Origin of the sequence: Nocardia coffeae, assembly GCF_019890715.1 — a bacterium.
Lineage (GTDB): Bacteria > Actinomycetota > Actinomycetes > Mycobacteriales > Mycobacteriaceae > Nocardia > Nocardia jiangxiensis.
In genome coordinates, this window is the sequence record NZ_JAINZY010000003.1 from 582,696 (window position 1) to 600,981 (window position 18,286).

16 protein-coding genes are annotated in these 18,286 nt (G+C 68.2%); 1 reads left to right on the forward strand and 15 read right to left on the reverse strand.

The window, feature by feature from the left end; translation table 11 throughout:
* Positions 1 to 121: 121 nt before the first annotated feature.
* The 13 genes from K7711_RS16090 to K7711_RS16150 form a co-directional block, all read right to left on the reverse strand.
* Complete coding sequence (locus tag K7711_RS16090) at positions 122 to 1,201, reverse strand: alpha/beta hydrolase (protein ID WP_222970170.1); 1,080 nt, start codon at positions 1,199 to 1,201, stop codon at positions 122 to 124.
* Positions 1,202 to 1,291: 90 nt separating this feature from the next.
* Positions 1,292 to 2,164: an ABC transporter permease gene (locus K7711_RS16095; protein ID WP_222970172.1), complete on the reverse strand. Its 873-nt coding sequence runs from the start codon at positions 2,162 to 2,164 to the stop codon at positions 1,292 to 1,294.
* A complete protein-coding gene (locus K7711_RS16100; protein WP_222970379.1) occupies positions 2,164 to 3,087 on the reverse strand; it encodes an ABC transporter ATP-binding protein in 924 nt (307 codons plus the stop codon). Before K7711_RS16100 ends, K7711_RS16095 begins: the two co-directional genes overlap by 1 nt.
* A 291-nt stretch (positions 3,088 to 3,378) precedes the next feature.
* Positions 3,379 to 3,642, reverse strand: a complete 264-nt coding sequence (locus tag K7711_RS16105; protein ID WP_222970174.1) for a hypothetical protein — start codon at positions 3,640 to 3,642, stop codon at positions 3,379 to 3,381.
* Positions 3,643 to 3,908: 266 nt separating this feature from the next.
* Entirely contained in the window at positions 3,909 to 5,249 is a 1,341-nt protein-coding gene (locus K7711_RS16110; RefSeq protein WP_222970176.1) for a hypothetical protein, read from the reverse strand.
* A gap of 49 nt (positions 5,250 to 5,298) precedes the next feature.
* The gene (locus K7711_RS16115; protein WP_222970179.1) at positions 5,299 to 6,642 is read right to left on the reverse strand and encodes a hypothetical protein; all 1,344 of its coding nucleotides are present in this window, start codon (positions 6,640 to 6,642) and stop codon (positions 5,299 to 5,301) included.
* A gap of 58 nt (positions 6,643 to 6,700) precedes the next feature.
* The gene (locus K7711_RS16120) at positions 6,701 to 8,095 is read right to left on the reverse strand and encodes an alpha/beta fold hydrolase (protein ID WP_222970181.1); all 1,395 of its coding nucleotides are present in this window, start codon (positions 8,093 to 8,095) and stop codon (positions 6,701 to 6,703) included.
* Positions 8,092 to 10,107, reverse strand: a complete 2,016-nt coding sequence (locus K7711_RS16125; RefSeq protein WP_308014759.1) for an ArnT family glycosyltransferase — start codon at positions 10,105 to 10,107, stop codon at positions 8,092 to 8,094. The genes K7711_RS16120 and K7711_RS16125 overlap by 4 nt, the downstream gene beginning before the upstream one ends.
* A 155-nt stretch (positions 10,108 to 10,262) precedes the next feature.
* Positions 10,263 to 11,315, reverse strand: a complete 1,053-nt coding sequence (locus K7711_RS16130; protein WP_222970183.1) for an aldo/keto reductase — start codon at positions 11,313 to 11,315, stop codon at positions 10,263 to 10,265.
* Between the two features lie 31 nt (positions 11,316 to 11,346).
* Positions 11,347 to 12,603 carry an amidohydrolase family protein gene (locus K7711_RS16135; RefSeq protein ID WP_222970185.1) on the reverse strand — a complete coding sequence of 419 codons (1,257 nt, stop codon included), beginning with the start codon at positions 12,601 to 12,603 and terminating at the stop codon, positions 11,347 to 11,349.
* A 44-nt stretch (positions 12,604 to 12,647) separates the two neighbouring features.
* Positions 12,648 to 13,100 (reverse strand): pyridoxamine 5'-phosphate oxidase family protein, encoded by a 453-nt coding sequence (locus K7711_RS16140; RefSeq protein WP_222970187.1) that lies wholly within the window; start codon positions 13,098 to 13,100, stop codon positions 12,648 to 12,650.
* 24 nt (positions 13,101 to 13,124) lie between these two features.
* Positions 13,125 to 13,949, reverse strand: a complete 825-nt coding sequence (locus K7711_RS16145; protein WP_222970189.1) for an SDR family oxidoreductase — start codon at positions 13,947 to 13,949, stop codon at positions 13,125 to 13,127.
* A 44-nt stretch (positions 13,950 to 13,993) separates the two neighbouring features.
* On the reverse strand, positions 13,994 to 15,208 hold the full coding sequence (locus K7711_RS16150; protein WP_222970191.1) for a CaiB/BaiF CoA transferase family protein: 1,215 nt from the start codon (positions 15,206 to 15,208) through the stop codon (positions 13,994 to 13,996).
* A gap of 207 nt (positions 15,209 to 15,415) precedes the next feature.
* Between K7711_RS16150 and K7711_RS16155 the strand changes: the two genes are divergently transcribed.
* Positions 15,416 to 16,264 carry a TetR/AcrR family transcriptional regulator gene (locus tag K7711_RS16155; protein WP_222970193.1) on the forward strand — a complete coding sequence of 283 codons (849 nt, stop codon included), beginning with the start codon at positions 15,416 to 15,418 and terminating at the stop codon, positions 16,262 to 16,264.
* Here K7711_RS16155 and K7711_RS16160 read toward each other — a convergent pair.
* Both K7711_RS16160 and K7711_RS16165 read right to left on the reverse strand, forming a co-directional pair.
* Entirely contained in the window at positions 16,219 to 16,917 is a 699-nt protein-coding gene (locus K7711_RS16160) for a response regulator transcription factor (RefSeq protein WP_222970195.1), read from the reverse strand. The genes K7711_RS16155 and K7711_RS16160 overlap by 46 nt on opposite strands.
* On the reverse strand, positions 16,914 to 18,107 hold the full coding sequence (locus tag K7711_RS16165) for a sensor histidine kinase (RefSeq protein WP_222970197.1): 1,194 nt from the start codon (positions 18,105 to 18,107) through the stop codon (positions 16,914 to 16,916). The genes K7711_RS16160 and K7711_RS16165 overlap by 4 nt, the downstream gene beginning before the upstream one ends.
* Positions 18,108 to 18,286 lie beyond the last annotated feature (179 nt).

Below are 18,286 nucleotides of genomic sequence, written 5' to 3' on the forward strand. Positions count from 1 at the left end.
GATCGGCTGCCACCGTAAGGTTCGCGACCGGACCGTTGGCGTGGTACCGGTGATCGTGGATGAAGTCGTGGATACGCGCACGGGCGTCTTCACAGGCCGGTCCTCTCGAAAACGGTCGGCGTCATCGCGGTCCGGAGACCGGAATATCCAGCGCGGCAGCGAAACTCGGCCAGGCCGCGTGCAGGTCGTCCTGCCAGTACAGCCACGAGTGGGTGCCCGCCGGGGTGAACGTGAAGGCAGCCGGGATCCCGAGGTCCGACATCCGTTGCTGCACACGCCGATTGGATTGCGCGATGAGCGCCTCTTCCGGGCCGCCGCCCAGAATGATCTGTCGCCCCAGCCGCAGCGGGTCACCGGCGGCGATCGCGGTGTCGTGTTTGCCGGGAGTACCGTTGCCGGCGGCGAAGACGACGTCGATGCCACGCAGCTTCTCCAGATTCTGCGGCGCCGCGGGATTGTGGGCAACCCAGTCCGCGCCGCCGACAGGGCCCCACATGTTCGCCGGATCGCCGCGGCCCAGTGCCAGAACAGCCTGGACCGCAGCCGCGCAGACCGGATCGCCGAGATCGTTGCAGCCGCTGAAGGATCCGACGCTGCGGTACAGCCCCGGCGCGGATTCCGCCAGTTGCAGCACCGAAGTCGCCGACATCGACAGCCCGGCGATCGCATTGCGGCCCGTCGCGCCGAAGGCGGTGTCCAGGACCGGCGGCAACTCCTCGGTAAGGAAGGTCTGCCACCGATTGCGGCCGAGGACCGGGTCGTCGTGCAGCCAGTCGGTGTAATAGGTGTAAGCGCCGTCGATCACGGTGACCACGTTGAGGTGTTTGTCGGCGGTGAACGGGATCAGGTCTGTGGTGGATTCCCAGGTCTTGACGCCGTGCGGGGTGTTGCCGTCCTCGGCGCCGTCCAGCAGGTACAGCGTCGGTGCGGGAATGCCGGTGTCGGCGGGCCGGATCACCTGCAACCGGACGGTCCGGTCCATCGCCGCAGACCGGACCTCGACGACGAACCGGCGGGCGTCCACAGGGGTGACCGCCACGATGCGCGAGCCGTCCGGCGCGGGCCGGGCCTGTGGGAAGACCGCATCGACTGCGCTCGGGGGATCGGTGGCCGCGCCGGCCGCGCCGGTGGCGGTGGCTACCGCCATCCCTGCGATGATCGCCGCGGCGATCCGGCGACGTACCCCGTGCCGCAGAGCCATGTCCTGCCTTTCCTCCGAGCCTGTGTCGCCCAGCCTGTTTCGATCCGAACCTCGGTCACACCGCCGGTACCGGCGGTGCGGAGCAGCCGATCACACGTCCCGCCGGCGCAGCGTGTACGCGCAGCTACTCACTGCGAGGACCACCCACACCGCGAATACGAGGGCGCCCGCGGCCGGGGCGAGCAGTTCGGGAGAGCGGGTGTAATGCGAGAACGCGCTACCGGCGTTGGAGGGCAGGTATTTCAGCACCAGCGACCAGCTGTCCGGCAGTAGCGCGGTCGCGATCGGCGGCAGCATGAGGACACCGCCGAGCAGCACGCCGATCCCGATGACGAGTCCGCGCACCAACATTCCCAAGGCCAGCCCGATCGCCGCGACACCGGTCAGATACACGGCGGTGCCCAGCAAGGCGCGCACTACGTCGCCGTCGGTCAGTGGCGGCGCGACGACACCGTCGTGCAGCAGCATCGCGGTGCTGGCGGGGTAGGTGATCAGGACGCTCACCGTCGTGGCAGGTGCCACGATCGCGGTGAAGGCGAGGAGCTTGGCCCACAGCACCGGCAGCCGGGTGGGTACGGCGGCGAGGGTGATGCGGATCATGCCGGTGCTGTGTTCCCGTGCGCCGACCGCCACACCCATCACGCCGACGATCAGCAGCGCGACAGCGGACCCGCTGAGGATTACTCCCACTGGATCGGAGAATCCGCCCGGGGCCCCCGGGCGTGGCGGATGTCCCGGCGCGGTCCCGTGACCGGTCACCGCGGCGCTGAGGATGCCGAGGCCGATCATGAAGACCGTGACGGCGGCCACCATGAACCAGGTCGATCGGAGTGTGACGAGTTTGATCCACTCCGACCGCAGCACCCGCGACAGTCGGATCGGCCGTACGTCGGGCCACTCGGCTGTCGCGGTTCGTGACCGGCTGTGGCCACGGCCATGGTGGTCGTCGACGGCGGTGGTCATCACGCGACCTTCCGGTGGGTGAGGTGGCCCTGGAATCGGGTGGCGTCGGCGGCCAGCGACAGATACGCGGTCTCCAGGGAGGGCTGCACCGCGGTCAGGGCGTGCAGTTCGATGCTGTGTACGAAGGCGATCACGCCGATCTCGGTGGCGGAGCGGCCGGTGATCTCCAGCCGCTGCTCGTCGACGCGGGTGATCGCGACATCCGCGTTCGCTACCAGGCCCGCGAGGGTCTCGGCCTGCGGGGAGACGACCTCGACATGTCCGGCCTGTACCCGGTCGATGAGTTCCGCCATCCCGATATCTGCGAGGAGCCCGCCATGGCCGACGATCACGAGATGGTCGGCGGTCAGCTCCATCTCGCTCATAAGATGCGACGACAGGAACACTGTGCGGCCCTCGTCGGCGAGACCGCGCAGGAACGAGCGCAGCCAGCGGATGCTGTCCAGATCCAGCCGGTTGGCCGGCTCGTCGAGCAGCAGGATCCCCGGGTCGGCCAGCAGCGCGGCGGCGATGCCCAACCGCTGGCACATGCCGAGTGAGAACGATCCGGCGCGTTGCCCGGCGACCTCGGTGAGGCCGACGATCTCGAGCACTTCGTCTACGCGCCGGTTCCCGATGCCGACGGTGGCACCGAGTTGCCGGAGGTGGTTGCGTGCCGTGCGACCGTTGTCGAAGGCATTCACGTCCAGCAGCGCGCCGATCTCGTGCAGCGGCTTCGTGCTGCGTGCGAATGCCCGGCCGTTGATCCGCACCACACCGGAGGTCGGCCGATCCAGGCCCAGCATCATCCGCATCGTCGTGGATTTCCCCGCTCCGTTGGGGCCGAGGAATCCCGTGACCAGTCCCGGGCGCACCGTGAAGGTCAGATCGTCGACGGCGGTTATGCGGCCGTACCGTTTGCTCAGGTGCTCGACCTCGATCACCGTGTTCTCCCTCGTCATCGGTTCCACCGGGAGGTAGTCGCCTGGTTCACCCTGCCCGGGATCGGCGCTGTTGCCATCGTCGCCAGGCAGGCATTCCCGGTACGCCTGCGGTAGTAGCCCGTGGCTTCCTCGTACTGCCCCGGTCGCAGGAACCAATGCTCGAATCGGGCGACAGGTGTTGCGCGAGAACATGTTTCGCTCACGAAGTCCAGGATCGGCAGCGATCTGCGGAACGCGAGGACTCCGGCAGTATCGCCCTCGCGTTCCGCAGATCGGCCGAGGAACTACCGGCTACCAACTGCCGGTATGCGGCCGGAAGGGTCCCGGACCAGGCCCACGGTCATGGCCGTGATCGTGGTCCCAGCCGTTCACCTCGTGTCCCCAGCCGCCGGGGAGGCCGGCCCAGTCGATCGCGGTGATACCGGCGGGATTGTCACCGGTCGCGGCCAGAGCGGGGGCCGCGACGACCGCAAGCGGGGCGGTCACCAGGGCTCCCGCGACGGCGATCCGCACCGCGGACCGCTTCATGCGGACCGAATTGGTTATGGAAGGCAATGGCTTTCCTTTCCGAGGGGATTGATGTTCGATGCAGGTTCGCGGGGCCATCGGGCGGGGCATTTCGAAGCGTGGCCCGCGAGGCAGATCTGCTGTTCGCGCGGCGGCAGCTGCGCGCGCGGGCCACCTGATTCAGTGTGCCGGGCGACCGCGACGGTGCCATCGTCGCCGGGCAGGCTTTTCCTGTACTCCCGGTGCGGTAGCCGATCCGCGATCGGGTGCCGCGCGTACGCCGGAGGTGGTACTGCCGCTGGTCCTCGACCGGATCAGGGAGGCCGCAGTAGCCAGTCCCGGATGCCGGGGATGCTGTAGGCGATTCGCCAGGTCCCGAAGTGCTGTGAGGGTCCGTCGCCTGCAGCGGGCACGGTGCCGGGAAGTAGCGACACATAGTTGATCGGTGCGCCCCGAGAGGCCATCGCGGCAACATCGATGGCGGCCTGTTCCGGAGTCGCGCGGCCGTCCCAGGCGGCGGTCGTGACCTCGGCGCCGGCCTGTTCGACGACCGCCATGATCTCGTTCTCGCCGGGGTAAGCCTTCGTATCACCCTGGGATACGGTGACCCACAGTCGTTTTCGCGCCAGCGGCGCGGCTTGGTCGGCGGGCCACTGGCCCGCGACGATGTAGGAGGATGCGAACAGGTCGGGGTAGCGGATGTTCATTCCCAGTGCCATCATCGCGCCCATCGATTGGCCGGTCGCGTGCAGACGGGATGGATCGATGGAGTACCGCCCGAGGAGGTCGTGCACCAGGCTGATCGTCGTGTCGAACAGCGGCGACGGCCGGTAGTCGTCACTGATCACGACGGAGTCGTATTGCGGTGCGACGACGAAGCATTCGTGCCGGGCCTGATCCTGTGGGTCGGCCCAGCACACGGCGCCGAGTCCCTGGACGAGAGGGCCTTTCACGTCACCGCCGGCGATGCTGGCGTCGTGCATGAAAAGCACCAGCGGGTATCGGCGTGACGGGTTGTAGTTTCTGGGGACGAACAGGTTGTATCGCAGGACCCGGCCGGTCGTGGGTTCGGTGAACGACTTCTGCTCGAACAGGTCCACCAGGGGGTCTACGGCGTGGCCGGTGGTGATCGCGGCTCCAGCGGCGTAGCTCTGCCTGTCGGTGGTCGTGATCGGACCGGTCTGGGTGACGGTGGCGGCCGCCGGTGTGAGGGTCAGGTGGAAGGCGGAGCCCAGCGCTGGTCCGGCGGCATAGGGGTCATGTCCGTCGGACGGCGAGGGGGGTGCGGTCGTGCTCGGTGGCGCGGAACCCGGTGGCAGGCCCCACAATTGCGCCACCGGATCCGACGGGGACAGCTCCACGATCACGTAGCGGCCGTCGGCTGGGCTGGCGGTCACCGCGGTGGCGGTGTTGGCGTAGACCTTGGTGACGGTGCGGCCGGCCACGGAGTACGCCGAGGTGCTCAGTGCCGACGTGGCGATGCCGGTGTCGTACTCGACGGCGACGGCGATCAGTTTCTGGCCGTCACCGAACACTCGGGTGATCGCGGTCGCTCCGCGGATGCGACCTGCTGGAGTGCCGGTCGAGCATGCGGCCGCGAGTGCGGCGGCCGTTCCCGCGCCGATGCTGCCGAGGAGAAATCGGCGCCTGTTCATCGCAGCTCCTGTTCCTGTACTGTCACTGGGCATTCCAGCCGAGGCCGAGCTATGGGTGCAGCTCCCACAGCATCGCGACGATCCTGTCGGCGGCCCGCTCGGCGGCGCCCGCGGCGTACGGGGAATCCTGGGCGGCGTAGGTCGCATGCTCGTAATCCCAGGAGCGGGCCATGTTCTTGTCGCCGCCGTCGAGCATCGACAGCACGAAGGTGATCGGAAACGGTGACCGCTGCTTGATGAACATCGCGGTGGCGCTGGACAATTCGGGAGCAACTCCGGCCAAGGCGCCCGCGCCGATCCACAGCACCCGGATCAGGGTGTCGCGTGCCGGGCCCGGTGTCGTGTCGAGGGTCCGCACGGGGGTGGTGACGTGGTTGCTGCCCCGCAGTCCCGGCAGTGAAAGCGAGTCGGTGACCAGCAGTAACTGTGCTGGCGCGGACGCGGAGGTATCGATGGTCTCGGTGACGCGCACGGCCTCGCTGCCCAGCCGTTCACCCTGCAATGCCAGCAGCAGCCACCCTGCTTCGTGGGAGTCGACCGTCGCCCACCGCAGATCGCGGCCGATCGTGTACCGGTTCGACACGTATGCCGGGGCTTGGTCGCCGCAGGCGCCGACGAGGAAGAATCCGAGTGTGCCGCCGCCGTACTGGCGTTCGACGTGGTCGACGGCCGCGCCGGCGAGGTCGGCGGTCACCGCGAGTCCGCCGTCGCTCATCACCGACGCTGACATCACCGCGGACTGCACGTCGTAGTTCATCAGGACGGCGATCGGGTGACCGGCGGTGTCGTCGATGCGCGCGATGGCCAGTGTCTTGTCCGACGGAAGCGACTGCCCGGCCCCGAGCCACCATCCGTCGGCGGTGCGGGCATTACGGTTCACGTTCACTTCGCAATGTCCGGTGGCGCAACCGATGCGGGCGGACCGCAAAGCGGTGACCGCGGTGTCCGCGGCGGCGGCCGCCGCGGCCGTCACCCGGTTCGCCAGTGTCACCGATTTCGTGGCCTCGGCGGAAGGCAGGCCTGACACGGTGATCGCGTGCGGGGTCGAGAAGGTGTGCGTCACCTGCACCAGAACGTTCCGGTCGGTGGTCGTGGTCGCGGCGGCGACGGCGGTGCGGACGCGCGTGACGAGGTCGGCGGGCAGAGAAGTGAAGTCGGCGACCACCAGCGCGATCCGCGTCGTGTCGTCGTCCACCACCAGGACTCGGACGTACAGGTCGTCGTGCACGGTGGTGAAACCTTGCATGGGCAGCAGATCCGGGCTGATGGGAATCACCGCTTTGCCCGCCCCGGCGCGCAGGTTCACCGGGGGTACGGCGCAGGTGGCTCCTGTCTCGGCGATCGTGACGGCCGCTGCGGTGCCGCCCAGCAGAGTTCGCCGTGAAATGTTCACTGCGGGAGGACATTCCCTTCACCGTTATAGGGCCGGTCATCCGGATCGGTGCGGTGGTTCAGTTCAGGAACCGGCCGGGTTTGGCCAGCCATCGGTCCATGTGGTCGTAGGTGGTCCGGAGTGTGTCGCCGTACTGTCCGGGTTTCTGGGCACATTCCTGGCAGGGGGTGATGATGTGGGATGCGCCGTCGACGAAGGCGATGGACTTGTCCTTGCTGCCGGCGACCTGATAGATCTTCTCGGCCGCGAGGAATTCCCAGTGCCCGGTCATACCCATGGTGAGTAGCGGCACGGTGATCCCGGGGGCGGCGCCGATCGGGGTGGTGTTGCTGGAGGCCCAGTCCACACCGGTGAGACCGTCGGCGTGGTAGGCGAAGTCGGGGCCGACGCGGATGGCGAAGGTGGACAGGAATCGCTTCACCGAGGTCTTCAGCGCGTCCGTCGCATAGGTGCCGGACGTGGGCTGGAGGTTGCTCGGCGGCCGCACCGTGTGGACCACCTCGGTGGTCTCGGTGCCGTCGGCGTGCAGCAGCGGCCAGGCGTCGGTGGTGTGGGCCAGGTACGACGGGTCCTGGGGGAAGAATCTGTTGTCCGGAACGAGGTAGTTCGCGCCGGGCACGGTCATCGAATCGTCGTCGGGAAATCGGGCTGTGCCCGCGGCGATCTCGGCCTTGCGGGTCTGGGCGTCGGCGATCAGCCGGTTCATCCGGGCGGCCACCCCGCGCTGGAACGCGGCGGTGAACGATGGAGTGTAGTGCGAGCCGGTGGGTGTGAATCCGTTGGCCGGGTCGTACAGGTCCAGCGCCGGATCTCGTGTGGCCGGGTCGTTTTCGTCGGTGATGGCAGGGTCGAGGCTGAGCAAGGTCATCGTGGAGATGCCGTAGTTGGCATCCGCGAGGAGAATTCCGTCCGCTTTCGGCAGGTGTGCCACAGCCTCGCTGCACGGCGCGATCTTCTCCGGGCCATTGCAGGCCTGTACGCCGTTCTCGGCGATGTTCTGGTACGACGCCATCATCGCGCCGCCTCCGCTGTGGCCGAACAGGACGACTTTCTTCACCGTCGGCAGGCCACGCAGGTAGCCGACGCCTTCGGCGGCGCCGGTCATCCAGGTTTCGGTGTCGAGGTCGTTGGAGGCCCCGTTCTTGCCGGCCGAGCCGTCGGCGCACAAGACGGTGTATACCCGCTTCGACAGTTCGGTGCAGGCCGAGAACTGGAAGTAGTCCTGCTCGGCGTGCATCACGAAGACGGCGATCGCCGCTTTGTCTGTCCGGACGGCCGGACTGTAGAGCGCGCCGACCACACCGTCGCCCAGCACGACCGCCTCGGGCGCTGACGCCACTACAGTGGTGGTCCCGGTGCTGCTGGAGGTGCAGGCGGTGGCCGCCGCGGCGAGCAGCGCCGCGACGGCGCCCGGGATCGCGCGGCGAACGGACTTCCGGATGCGGCCGGTCACGATGTGGCGCCTCCGGTGAGGTCGTAGACGGCCAGGCCGTCGAAGTGCCGGACCGGGTAGTGGGCCGACACCCAGTCGTAGATGTCGGTGTGGCCGACCGGGTGCCACCAGCCGGCCTCGGGACTGTAGGGCGGCAGACCGGCGGGAACCGGTGTCTTGCTCGTGCGCAAGGTGTCGGGCAACTTGATCTCCGGCACGAGGTAGTAGCCGATCCGGTGGGTGCGGACCAGGTCCTGGAATTGGGCCAGGGTGGGCACGGGGTCCTGGGCGATGAAGCCGCCGATGGCCATGACCGGGGTGCGGCTGGCCAGTTCGAGCTCGGCGGCCGGACCGGACCGGTCGATCGCGGCGGACCAGCGGGTATCGGTGGCTTTCAGCAGGGCGACCACGCGCGGGTCGTAGTCGCCGGTACCGAGCAACACGCCTATCAGGCTCTGGAATGGTTGGGCCGCACCGGATTTCGACTCATGGCGGGCCGGGCCCACGAACAGCACGCTGCCGATGTGAGCCTGCGGCAGGGTCGCGGCGGTGTAGGCGGCGGATCCCGCGAGCCCGCCCACGAGGCCGAGCACCAGCAGCATCGCAGTGGCCCGGGTGGGCACCCGCCGGGAGACCGCCCCGACCGCCGTCGCGACCAGCGCGAGCACTGCGACCACGGTGATCACGAGGATGGTCCAGCGCAGCCACGGCTGCCACGCGGGGTTACGGTGCAGCAGAACGAAAGCCCAGATTCCGGCGGCCGCGATCAGCAGCGCGGCCGCGGTCTTGCCGTACACATCCCCGCGTCGCCGCCACGCCTCGTGTGCGCCGAGTGCGACACTGCCGGCGATCGCCGGTGCCACAGCGAGGGTGTAGTAGGCGTGCAGGCCGGTCTGCATGGCGGAGAACACCACGGAATCGATCAGCAGCCACAGCCCGCACAGCAGTGCCGCCCCGCGCACCAGATCGGTGCGGGGTTCGCGCCATCGCAGGATCAGCACCAGCACGAACGCCACCAGCGCTGCGGGCAGCAGCCAGGAGATCTCCACACCGATCTCCCCGCCGAACATTCGCGTCAGGCCGCGGTCCTGCCCACCGAGGTTGAACATCGGCAACCGGTAGCCCGGCGGCGGTGCCGAGAACAGATTCTGGCCGAAGCCGCTGTCCCCGGAATAGCGCGCGAATCCGTTGTAGCCGAAGACCAGATCCAAGAAGGTGTTGTTCGTGGACCCGGCCAGATAGGGACGCATGGACGTGGGCCAGACGATGGTCAGCAGCACATACCACCCGGACGAGACGATCAGCGCCGCTGCAGCCGCGCTCAAGTGCAGCACTCGCCTGCCCACGGTGGTGGGTGCGACCAGCAGATAGGTCAACGCCAGCGCGGGCAGCACCATGAGGCCCTCGAGCATCTTGGCCAGGAACGCGAAACCCAGTGCGACACCAGCCCAGACCAGCCAGCGCATGCTCGCTTGCGGCAGGGCCCGGATCGTGCACCAGGCGGCGGCGGTCATCGCCAGCACCATTGCCGCGTCCGGGTTGTCGAACCGGAACATCAGCGCCACAACGGGAGTCACCGCGAGGACCAGCCCGGCCAACAGTCCGGCGCCGCGGCTGCGCGTCACGCGGGTGACCGCGTCGTACAGCAGCGCGACCGCGACGACGGCCATCAACGCCTGCGGAACCAGCAGGCTCGCGCTGGAGAAACCGAACAGCTTCCCGGAGATTCCCATGATCCATTGGGAGACAGGGGGTTTGTCGACGGTGATGAAGTTCGCCGGATCCAGGGAGCCGAACAGAATCGCTTTCCAGCTCCACGACCCGGACCAGGCGGCCGCCGCATAGAAGCTGTTACCCATGCCGTTGACGGTGATGTGCCACAGATACGCTGCCGCGGTACCGGCCAGCAGCAGGACCAGGCCCGCACGCTCCGACCGGCGGGCAGGCGGCAGCGCCCCGGACTCGGCGGAGAGCGGGGTGTTGGCGTCCGAACCGTTATCGGCGGTGGTCGCGACCGCCCGGGAAATCGTCACCGGACCAGCCTGCCGGGTGGTTTCGCCGCGGCCATCCGCCCCGGGCAGGCTTTTCCGTACTGCCTCAGGAGTAGTCGCTCGCTGTCGTCGCGTCGCCGGGATACCACTCCAGGTGTATATTGGCCGGCCGAGTCCGGCGGTGGCTCGGTGGACATCTACCCGGTCGTGTACCGAGGGCGCCGCCGGGCCTGGGCGCCGAGTGCGCGGTGGTGGACGAAGTGGTCGGTGCCGGGTAGATCGGTGCCGGGTGGGACGACCTTGTCGATCGCGTCGAGGACGTCGTCGTCGAGCCGGATGTCGGCGGCGGCCAGCGCGTCGTCGAGATGCCGCATTGTGCGCGGCCCGACGATGGTCGAGGTGATGGCGGGATGGCTGCCGACGAAGGCCAGGGCCAGCGTGGTCAGCGAGATACCCGCCTGCTCGGCGAGCACGTGCAGGGCCTGCACCGCGTCGAACCGCATTACGGACGTGAGGTCCTCGGCGGTGCTGACCGATCCCCGCATGAAAGGGCTCGCGGGATCGAATCGTGAACCCGCGGGCGCTTTTTCGCCGCGACGGTACTTCCCGGTCAACCAGCCACCGGCCAGCGGGCTCCACGGAATCATCGCCATCCGGTGCCGTCGGCAGGCGGGCAGCACCGCCTGCTCCACCGATCGGGCGAAGATCGAGTACTGCGACTGCTCGCACACGAATCGCTCGGTGTGCCGCCGCGCGGCTGCCCACTGGGCCTCCACGATCCAGTCCGCCGGAAACGAGGAGGAGCCCAGGTAGAGCACCTTGCCCTGGCGCACCAGGTCACTGAGCGCGCCGAGGGTTTCCTCGAGATCGGTGTCCCAGTCGAGCTTGTGCACCTGGTAGAGGTCGATGTAGTCGGTACCCAGACGCCGCAGACTGGCCTCGACCGCCTGGGTGATCCACCGCCGCGAGCCGCCGCGCTGGTTGGCATCCGGGCCCATCGGGTAGAAGCATTTGGTGGCGATCACGACCTCGTCGCGCCGCGTCCGTACCGCCTGCCCGACGATCTGTTCGCTCTGGCCACCGGAATACACGTCGGCGGTGTCGATGAAATTGATCCCGTTGTCCAAGGCGCGGCCGATGATCCCCAGGCAGTCGTCGACGTCCGTATTTCCCAACTGCCCGAACATCATCGAGCCCAGGCATTGGACGCTCACGGTGACACCGGTGACACCGAGTGTGCGGTACTGCATATTCTCCTTTCCTGCCGCAGAGGTCCGATCCTCAGCCGGCTGTGCGGGCTGCGTAGCGCTGTGTCCATTCCTTGCGGGATCGGATGGACAGGTCGACGTCGGTGGCCTGGGCCCGCAGTGCGCCGACGGTGGCCTGTTGTTTCGGGATGTGCTCGAACGGATCCCATTCGAGGAAGCGGCAGGCGTTCTGCCAGGTGATCTTGTCGATGTCGGCGTCCGGCGCGTCGGCGGCGTTCAGTTCGCGCAGGACGAATTCGGGGGCGTTGGGCCACAGTGAATCCGCATGGGGGAAGTCGCATTCCCAGGCGATGATGTCGATGCCGATCTTGTCGCGGTAGGTGAGCGCGGTGGGATCGGTGACGTAGCAGGCCATCACGTGCTCACGGAACACCTCGCTGGGCAGTTTGCCGCCGAAGTCGCGACGCAGCCACTTCTGGTTGGTGTAGTGCCGGTCGGCGCGGTCCAGGAAGAACGGGATCCAGCCGACACCGCCCTCGGACAGGGCGACCTTCAGGCCCGGGTAGGAGCGGAACGCCGGGCCCCACAACAGATCCTGCACGGTGATCTGAGAAATCGTGGGCGCCAGGCACATCAGATTGTCGATCGGTGCGTCCGGGGCCAGTCGCAGTGCGCCGAACCCCGCGCCGATGTGCAGGTTCATCACCGTGTGGTGGTCCTGCAACGCGGAAAATACCGGGCCCCAATAGTTCTGGTCGAAGTAGCTGGGCAGGCCCTCGAGGTGGGGGAGTTCGGGCATCGAGACCGAGCGGCAGCCCTTCGAGGCCAGGCGCTCGATCTCGGCCACGGCCAGCTGCGGATCCCACAGCGGCAGGATTCCGAGCGGGATGAACCGGCCCGGGTACGCACCGCACCAGTCCTCGATGTGCCAGTCGTTGTAGAGCTCGATGATCCGGACGGTGATCTCGTCCTTGACCTTCGCCAGATGCCCGGCGCTGAAGCCCGCGTAGGTCGGGAAGCACATCGAGGCGAGCACGCCGTTGGCGTTCATGTCCCGCACCCGCTCGTGCACGTCGTACACACCCGGGCGCATCTCGGCGTAACCGGCCGGATCGTGGTCCCACTCCTCGGGTGGCCAGGACACCACCGCGTTGAGGCCGGTGACGCCGACCGGGTTACCCCGGTACACCCAGCGGTCGATGCCCTGATCGTCGACGACGACGCGCGGCATCACGTCGGCCAACGCGGCCGGGGTGTGGTTCTTGAACATATCCGGCGGCTCGACGGCGTGGTCGTCGATGCTCACCAGGATCAGATCGTCGATATCCATGGCAAATTCTCGCTGTCTGTTCACCGACCCGGGAGTCGGGTCGGTCACATCTTCCGGAAATCCCAGCTGGTGATCTTCTGGGGTGACAGCCGCAACCAGGCGTGGCGGCCGTCGTAGTGCATCTCGTCGCGGCCGGTGTACTTGCGGGCGAACAGCCGCTCCGGTTCCGCGAGCACGGAATCCGTTGTGCCGGTGCGCGGTACCTCGCCGACGGGGTCGAGCCGGCCACGGATCTCCACGCCGCGCAGTTCGTTGAACGCGTGTCCGCCGTCGACGAGCACGGCGACCTGTGGATCGCGCGTGATGTCGGTCCAGCGCTGGCTTTTCACGACGGAGTTCAGCCACAGGGCGGTGCCGTCCCAGACGAACCACAGCGGGGTCAGGTGCGGTCCGTCCGGGCTGGAGGTGGCCACCCGGCAGGTGCGTTCCTGTGCGAGGAACGCGTCGACCTCGTCCCGGCTCATCGCGATCTTGCGGCCGCGGCGTTGTTCCTTCATCGAATCCTGTTCCCTTCCAGGGGTTTACCGGCCGAGCATGAACGTGACAACGGGCGTCGCCGCCGGAAACGATCCGGAAACACCAGCGGTGAAATACCCGTGGTCGGCGGTGAGAGTGATACCGGTGATCGAGGAGGCCGCCTCGCTGCACAGGAACAGCAGCGGCCCGGCCTGTTCGATCGGCTGTGACACCTCGACCCCGGCCGCATCCCGGTAGTCGGTGCCGAATCCGAGCCAGCGCTCGGCATTCGCGCGCGCCAGCGGGGTGTCGGTAGCGCCGGGGCAGATCGCGTTGATGCGGATTCCCTTGCTCCGCAATGTCAATGCCCGGGTGGCGACATAGGCGCAGACTGCCTGCTTGGCGAACATGTAGTCGGCCTTGCCCTGTTCGACCACCCAGCGTGCCGCGTCGTGGAAGTCCGGGATGGCCAGATACTCCTGCAGCAGTGGCAGATTCGACTCCCAGCCCAGACCCGCCGCCGAGGAGATCAAGCCGATCGCCGCACCGCGCGGCAGTAGATCATCTGCCAGCAGGCGGTCGATCAGGTAGCGGTGGCCGAGGAAGTTGATCCGCTCGATACCGGGCGTGCCGTCCGCGACACCCGCCGCGCCCAGCAGCGCGTGCACCGGGCCACCCAGCGACTCGACGGCCGTGTCGATGGAGTCGGTGTCGGCGAGGTCGATCGGGATCGCCTTCACCCCGTCGGCGGTGATCGGCGCGATGTCGGCCACCAGCACCTCCGCGCCCGCGTCGAGCGCGAGTTGTGCTGCCGCAGCGCCCATTCCGCTGGCTCCGCCGACGACCAGCACCCGCTTGCCGTCGAACCGGAACGCATCGAACAACGTCATTGTCTCTCCTGTCACTGAAGTTCCCGCAAGGTCTTTCGCGCCGATCAAGTGACCACGCCCGCGATCTTCAGATCGAGCACCTCTTCCGGGGCGAGGCCGAGTTCGGCGAGCACCTCGTCACCGTGTTCGTTGAATTCCGGTGCGCGCCCGGGTATCGCGGGCTGCTCACCGAATTGGACCGGGGCCGCGGCCAGGCGGAAGCGGGCCCCGGTGGCGGTCGCGCACTCCTGGACGTAGCCGTTGGCGACCGCCTGCGGGTCGGCTGCGGCCTCGAGCGTGTGCTGTACCACCGTCCACTGACCGGTGAAGGCGGACAACCGATTCCGCCAGTGTTCCAGCGGCCGCGCGGCGAACGCGGCGGTGAGGATCTCGATCGCCTCGCCGCTGTGCGCCATCAGCGCGGCGTGATCGGCGAAGCGCGGATCCCGCGCCAACTCGGGCCGCTCGATCGCTGCACAGATCGAAGGCCAGTAGCGGCCCGCCTGCAGGCAGGTGAACGAGAGCCAGCGCTCGTCGGCGGTGCAGTAGTTGCCGGTCAGTGGGTTCGATCGGGTACCCACCGGCGGCGGTGTCCACGGCACATCCAGCTGCAGCGATAGCGCCATCGCCTGACCCATGGACCAGATCGCGGTGCCCATCAGCGAGACGTCCGCCGTGGTGGCCTCGCCGGTGCGTTCCCGGTGGAACAGCGCACTCGCGATCCCGCCGGCGATGGTCATGCCGCCGATCGAGTCGCCGAATCCGGGTGCCGGTGGAACGGGAACGTGCCCGTACTCGGGCCGCATGACCCCCGCCGCGACGCCCGCCCGGGCCCAGAAAGCCAGCGAATCGTAGGCGCCGTGATCCGCCTCCGGGCCGCGCTCGCCCTGCCCGGTACCGCGCACATAGATCAGGCGCGGGTTGTGCACTCGCAGATCCTCGACGTCGATGCCGAGCTTCGTGCGCACGCCGGGCAGTTTGTTGGTCAGGAACACATCCGCCGTGGCGACCAGCCGGTACAGGACCTCGCGCCCGGCCTCGGAGGTCAGGTCCAGGCCGAGGCTCCGCTTACCGCGATTGGAATGCTCGAACAGCACGTGCACGTCGTCCGGCACGACCGCGATCCCGGAGGACGCCAGGCCCCGCATCGCGTCACCGCGTTCCACGTGCTCGATCTTGATCACGTCCGCGCCCCAGTCCGCCAGCAACGCGGAAGCCGCGGGCACGAACGTGTGCTCGGCGACCTCGACGATCCTGACACCCTGCATCACCGCAGTCACGGGCATCCTCCTGATTCCTCACCCGGCCGCCTCGGCGCACGGAATACTCTGTGCCCAAATACAATTCGAGCGCGCGCACCGGAGCACCTCTTGCGCGGCAACCGCTGCCGCTCCCCGTAATGCGATCACCGATCGCATTACTTGATTCGGTATTATGCGAGCGTTGATCGCACAATGTCAAGGTTCGGTACGACAGGACGGAGCGACATGCACTCTCACCCGCTGGACTCCGCGTCCCGGGGCCCGGCCACCCGCTCGTGCGAGCCGGGCCCGGCCGATGCCGCGGACATACCCGGTGCCGAGCCGGGATCGGCCCGCTGGTGGGCCGATCGCGCCACGACCGAGAATCGGCGCCGGCCGCGTGCCGGTGGCCTGTCCACCGCGCGGATCATCGAGGCCGCGCTGGAGTTGCTTCGCGAGGGCGGTGTGGACGCGCTCACCGTGCGCGCGGTCGCCGATCGGCTGAACACCCGCAGCGCCTCCCTGTACCGCCACATCGCCGGCCGCGAAGAACTGATCGCGCTCATCGCTGACCACGTCATGGGTGACATCCGCATCTCGCGCACCGGTCGAGGCTGGCGCGCCGACGTCGAAGCGTTGATGCACGAGATGCGCCGCGTCATGCTCTCCCAGCCCCTGCCCGCGTCAGCGGCCCGCAACACCGCCGGATACGGACCGAACACGCTGCGCCTCATCGATGCCGCCCTCGAGTTGTTCCTCGAGGCCGGGCTGGCACCAGAACAGGCCGCGTACACCACCACCGCCATGATCCAGCTCGTCGCCGGTGGCGCCGACATCCAGCGCAGTGCCGTGGGACGCGGCCCCAGCGGCGCCACCCGGTCCGCCGGATTCGCCGAACTCCTGCACGACCTGCCCGCCGACCGCTTCGCCGCCCTGCGCGCCGCCGGTGCCGACTACGTCGCGGCGCCCGCGGACGAGGTCTTCACCCATACCGTCCAGATCTTCCTGGACGGTATGGCAGCCCAGCTGGGCGGTCAGGACCGAGCCGGTCACAGGCGACGGTTCCGTCCGGTGTCGACCAGCCCGGATCGGTAGGCGAGCACGACCAACTGCGCCCGATCCCGGGCGTCGAGCTTGCTCATCGCCCGGTGCACGTGGGTTTTGACCGTCAACGGGGAAAGCACCAGATGCGCGGCGATGTCGTCGTTGGACAATCCGTGTGCGACCAGCGCGACGATCTCTCGTTCACGGTCGGTCAGAACGGAGAACACCCGGTCCGGATCGTGCGCTGTCGCGGGCGCCGAGCCGCTCGGGGCCGGTGCGGCTGCAAGTCGGGCGACCAGAGCGGTGGTGGCTTTCGGCGAGAGCAGAGCGTCGCCGCCCGCGACCACCCGGATACCGTCCAGCAGCACGGCCGGGTCGACGTTCTTGCCCAGGAAGCCGCTGGCGCCGCGCTGGATGGCCTCGATGACGTACTCGTCGTCCTCGAAGGTCGTCAGCACGATCACGTGCACGTCCGGCAGTGTTGAGTCACCAGTGATCCGCCCGGTGGCGGCGAGACCGTCGACGCCGGGCATCCGGATGTCCATGAGCACGACGTCGGGTTTCGTCGTGCGAGCCAGCGCCACCGCCTCCGCACCGTCCCCGGCCTGTCCCACGACCTGCATATCGGGTGCACTGTCGATCAACACCGCGAAGCCCGCCCGGATCAACGCCTGGTCGTCGGCCAGCAGAACTGAAATCGTCATACGGGTTCCTGTCCGGTCGATACCTGATCGGCCGCCAGCAAGGCACGGACCACGAACACCCCGTCGGCCGAGGGCCCCGTACTCAGATCGCCACCGACCGCGGCCACGCGTTCGCGCATGCCGACCAAGCCCTGGCCCGCACCGGCCCCGTCCGGATGTACACCGGGTGCGACACGATTGCGAACCTCGATGTCCACCCTCCCGGGAACGAACCGCATGGACAGATCGGCCTGCCCGTCGCCGTACTTCATGGCGTTGGTGAGCGACTCCTGGACCAGCCGAAACGCGGTGAGCTCGGTGATCGGATCCAGCTCCGCCGGTTTGCCCCGGGTCGTCCACCGCACGTCTAGCCCGGCGGCCCGCATCGACGCGATCATGCCGGGCAACTGATCCATCCCCGGCGCAGGCTGAACGAGGGCCACATCCTCGGACGTTCGCAGCAAGCCCAGCAACGTGTGCAACTCACCGAGGACCTGCCCACTGGCCTTGCGGACTTCCGTGACCGACCGCCGCGCATCCGCGGGACTGGTGTCGAGAACATGCAGCGCCACCCCGGAATGGACCGCGATGACCGCCACATGGTGCGCGACGACATCATGCAACTCCCGCGCGATGCGCACACGCTCGTCGACTACCCGCCGCTGGGCCTCCTGTTCCCGCGACTCCTCCGCTCGGCGCGCCCGCTCCTGCGCGGCCTCGATGACGGCGCGCTGAGCTCGCACCGCGACTCCCGCGGCAACCGCCAGCCCCGAGGTCGTCGCGATGAGGTAGGCGCCGTCACGATCGGTGAATACACCGTGGTGCGCGGCGATCGCGCCCAGAGTGATCACCGTATTGCCGACGCCCGCGGCGACGGCCCGCCACCGGGATCCCGCTGCCGCGACGCCGTACAGCGCGACCAGCGCCGGCACCCGATTCGGCGAATCCGGTGTCACAGTCAGCAGGTCGACCACCGAGATCGCCAGGCAGAACCCCCACACCGCCATCGGCGCGTAGCGCCGAACCGCCAGCGCGCCGCACGACAACGCCAGCAGTACCAGCATCACGGCATACATCTCCGCCGATCGAGGGCCGCCCCGAGTAGGCATCGAGGCCGCGGACACGAAGACGACGACGGCCAGCACGGCATCCCGGACGCCCGGCATACGCCAGCGCGTCCGGATCCCGGATACCAGCGTCGCGGAGACCACGGATGAACGGTAGCAACGAGGCTGTTCGTCGGCTCTGCCCGGCAATCGAGCCGAGAGCCTCTGAACAGCCAGTTTTTCCCGGATTACGACGGCAACCGTGGATCTGGGACCGGAAGATACTCCGCTGGGAGTACCCAGATGCCCGCCCGTTCCCTCCGACTACTACACCCGGAGTACCC

What these genes read in the sequence shown, in the direction of transcription:
- K7711_RS16145 (WP_222970189.1), bottom strand. Translation starts at nt 13,949, where the DNA reads ATGACGTTGTTCGATGCGTTCCGGTTCGACGGCAAGCGGGTGCTGGTC.
- K7711_RS16110 (WP_222970176.1), bottom strand. Translation starts at nt 5,249, where the DNA reads ATGAACAGGCGCCGATTTCTCCTCGGCAGCATCGGCGCGGGAACGGCC.
- K7711_RS16140 (WP_222970187.1), bottom strand. Translation starts at nt 13,100, where the DNA reads ATGAAGGAACAACGCCGCGGCCGCAAGATCGCGATGAGCCGGGACGAG.
- K7711_RS16155 (WP_222970193.1), top strand. Translation starts at nt 15,416, where the DNA reads ATGCACTCTCACCCGCTGGACTCCGCGTCCCGGGGCCCGGCCACCCGC.
- K7711_RS16090 (WP_222970170.1), bottom strand. Translation starts at nt 1,201, where the DNA reads ATGGCTCTGCGGCACGGGGTACGTCGCCGGATCGCCGCGGCGATCATC.
- K7711_RS16160 (WP_222970195.1), bottom strand. Translation starts at nt 16,917, where the DNA reads ATGACGATTTCAGTTCTGCTGGCCGACGACCAGGCGTTGATCCGGGCG.
- K7711_RS16130 (WP_222970183.1), bottom strand. Translation starts at nt 11,315, where the DNA reads ATGCAGTACCGCACACTCGGTGTCACCGGTGTCACCGTGAGCGTCCAA.
- K7711_RS16135 (WP_222970185.1), bottom strand. Translation starts at nt 12,603, where the DNA reads ATGGATATCGACGATCTGATCCTGGTGAGCATCGACGACCACGCCGTC.
- K7711_RS16095 (WP_222970172.1), bottom strand. Translation starts at nt 2,164, where the DNA reads ATGACCACCGCCGTCGACGACCACCATGGCCGTGGCCACAGCCGGTCA.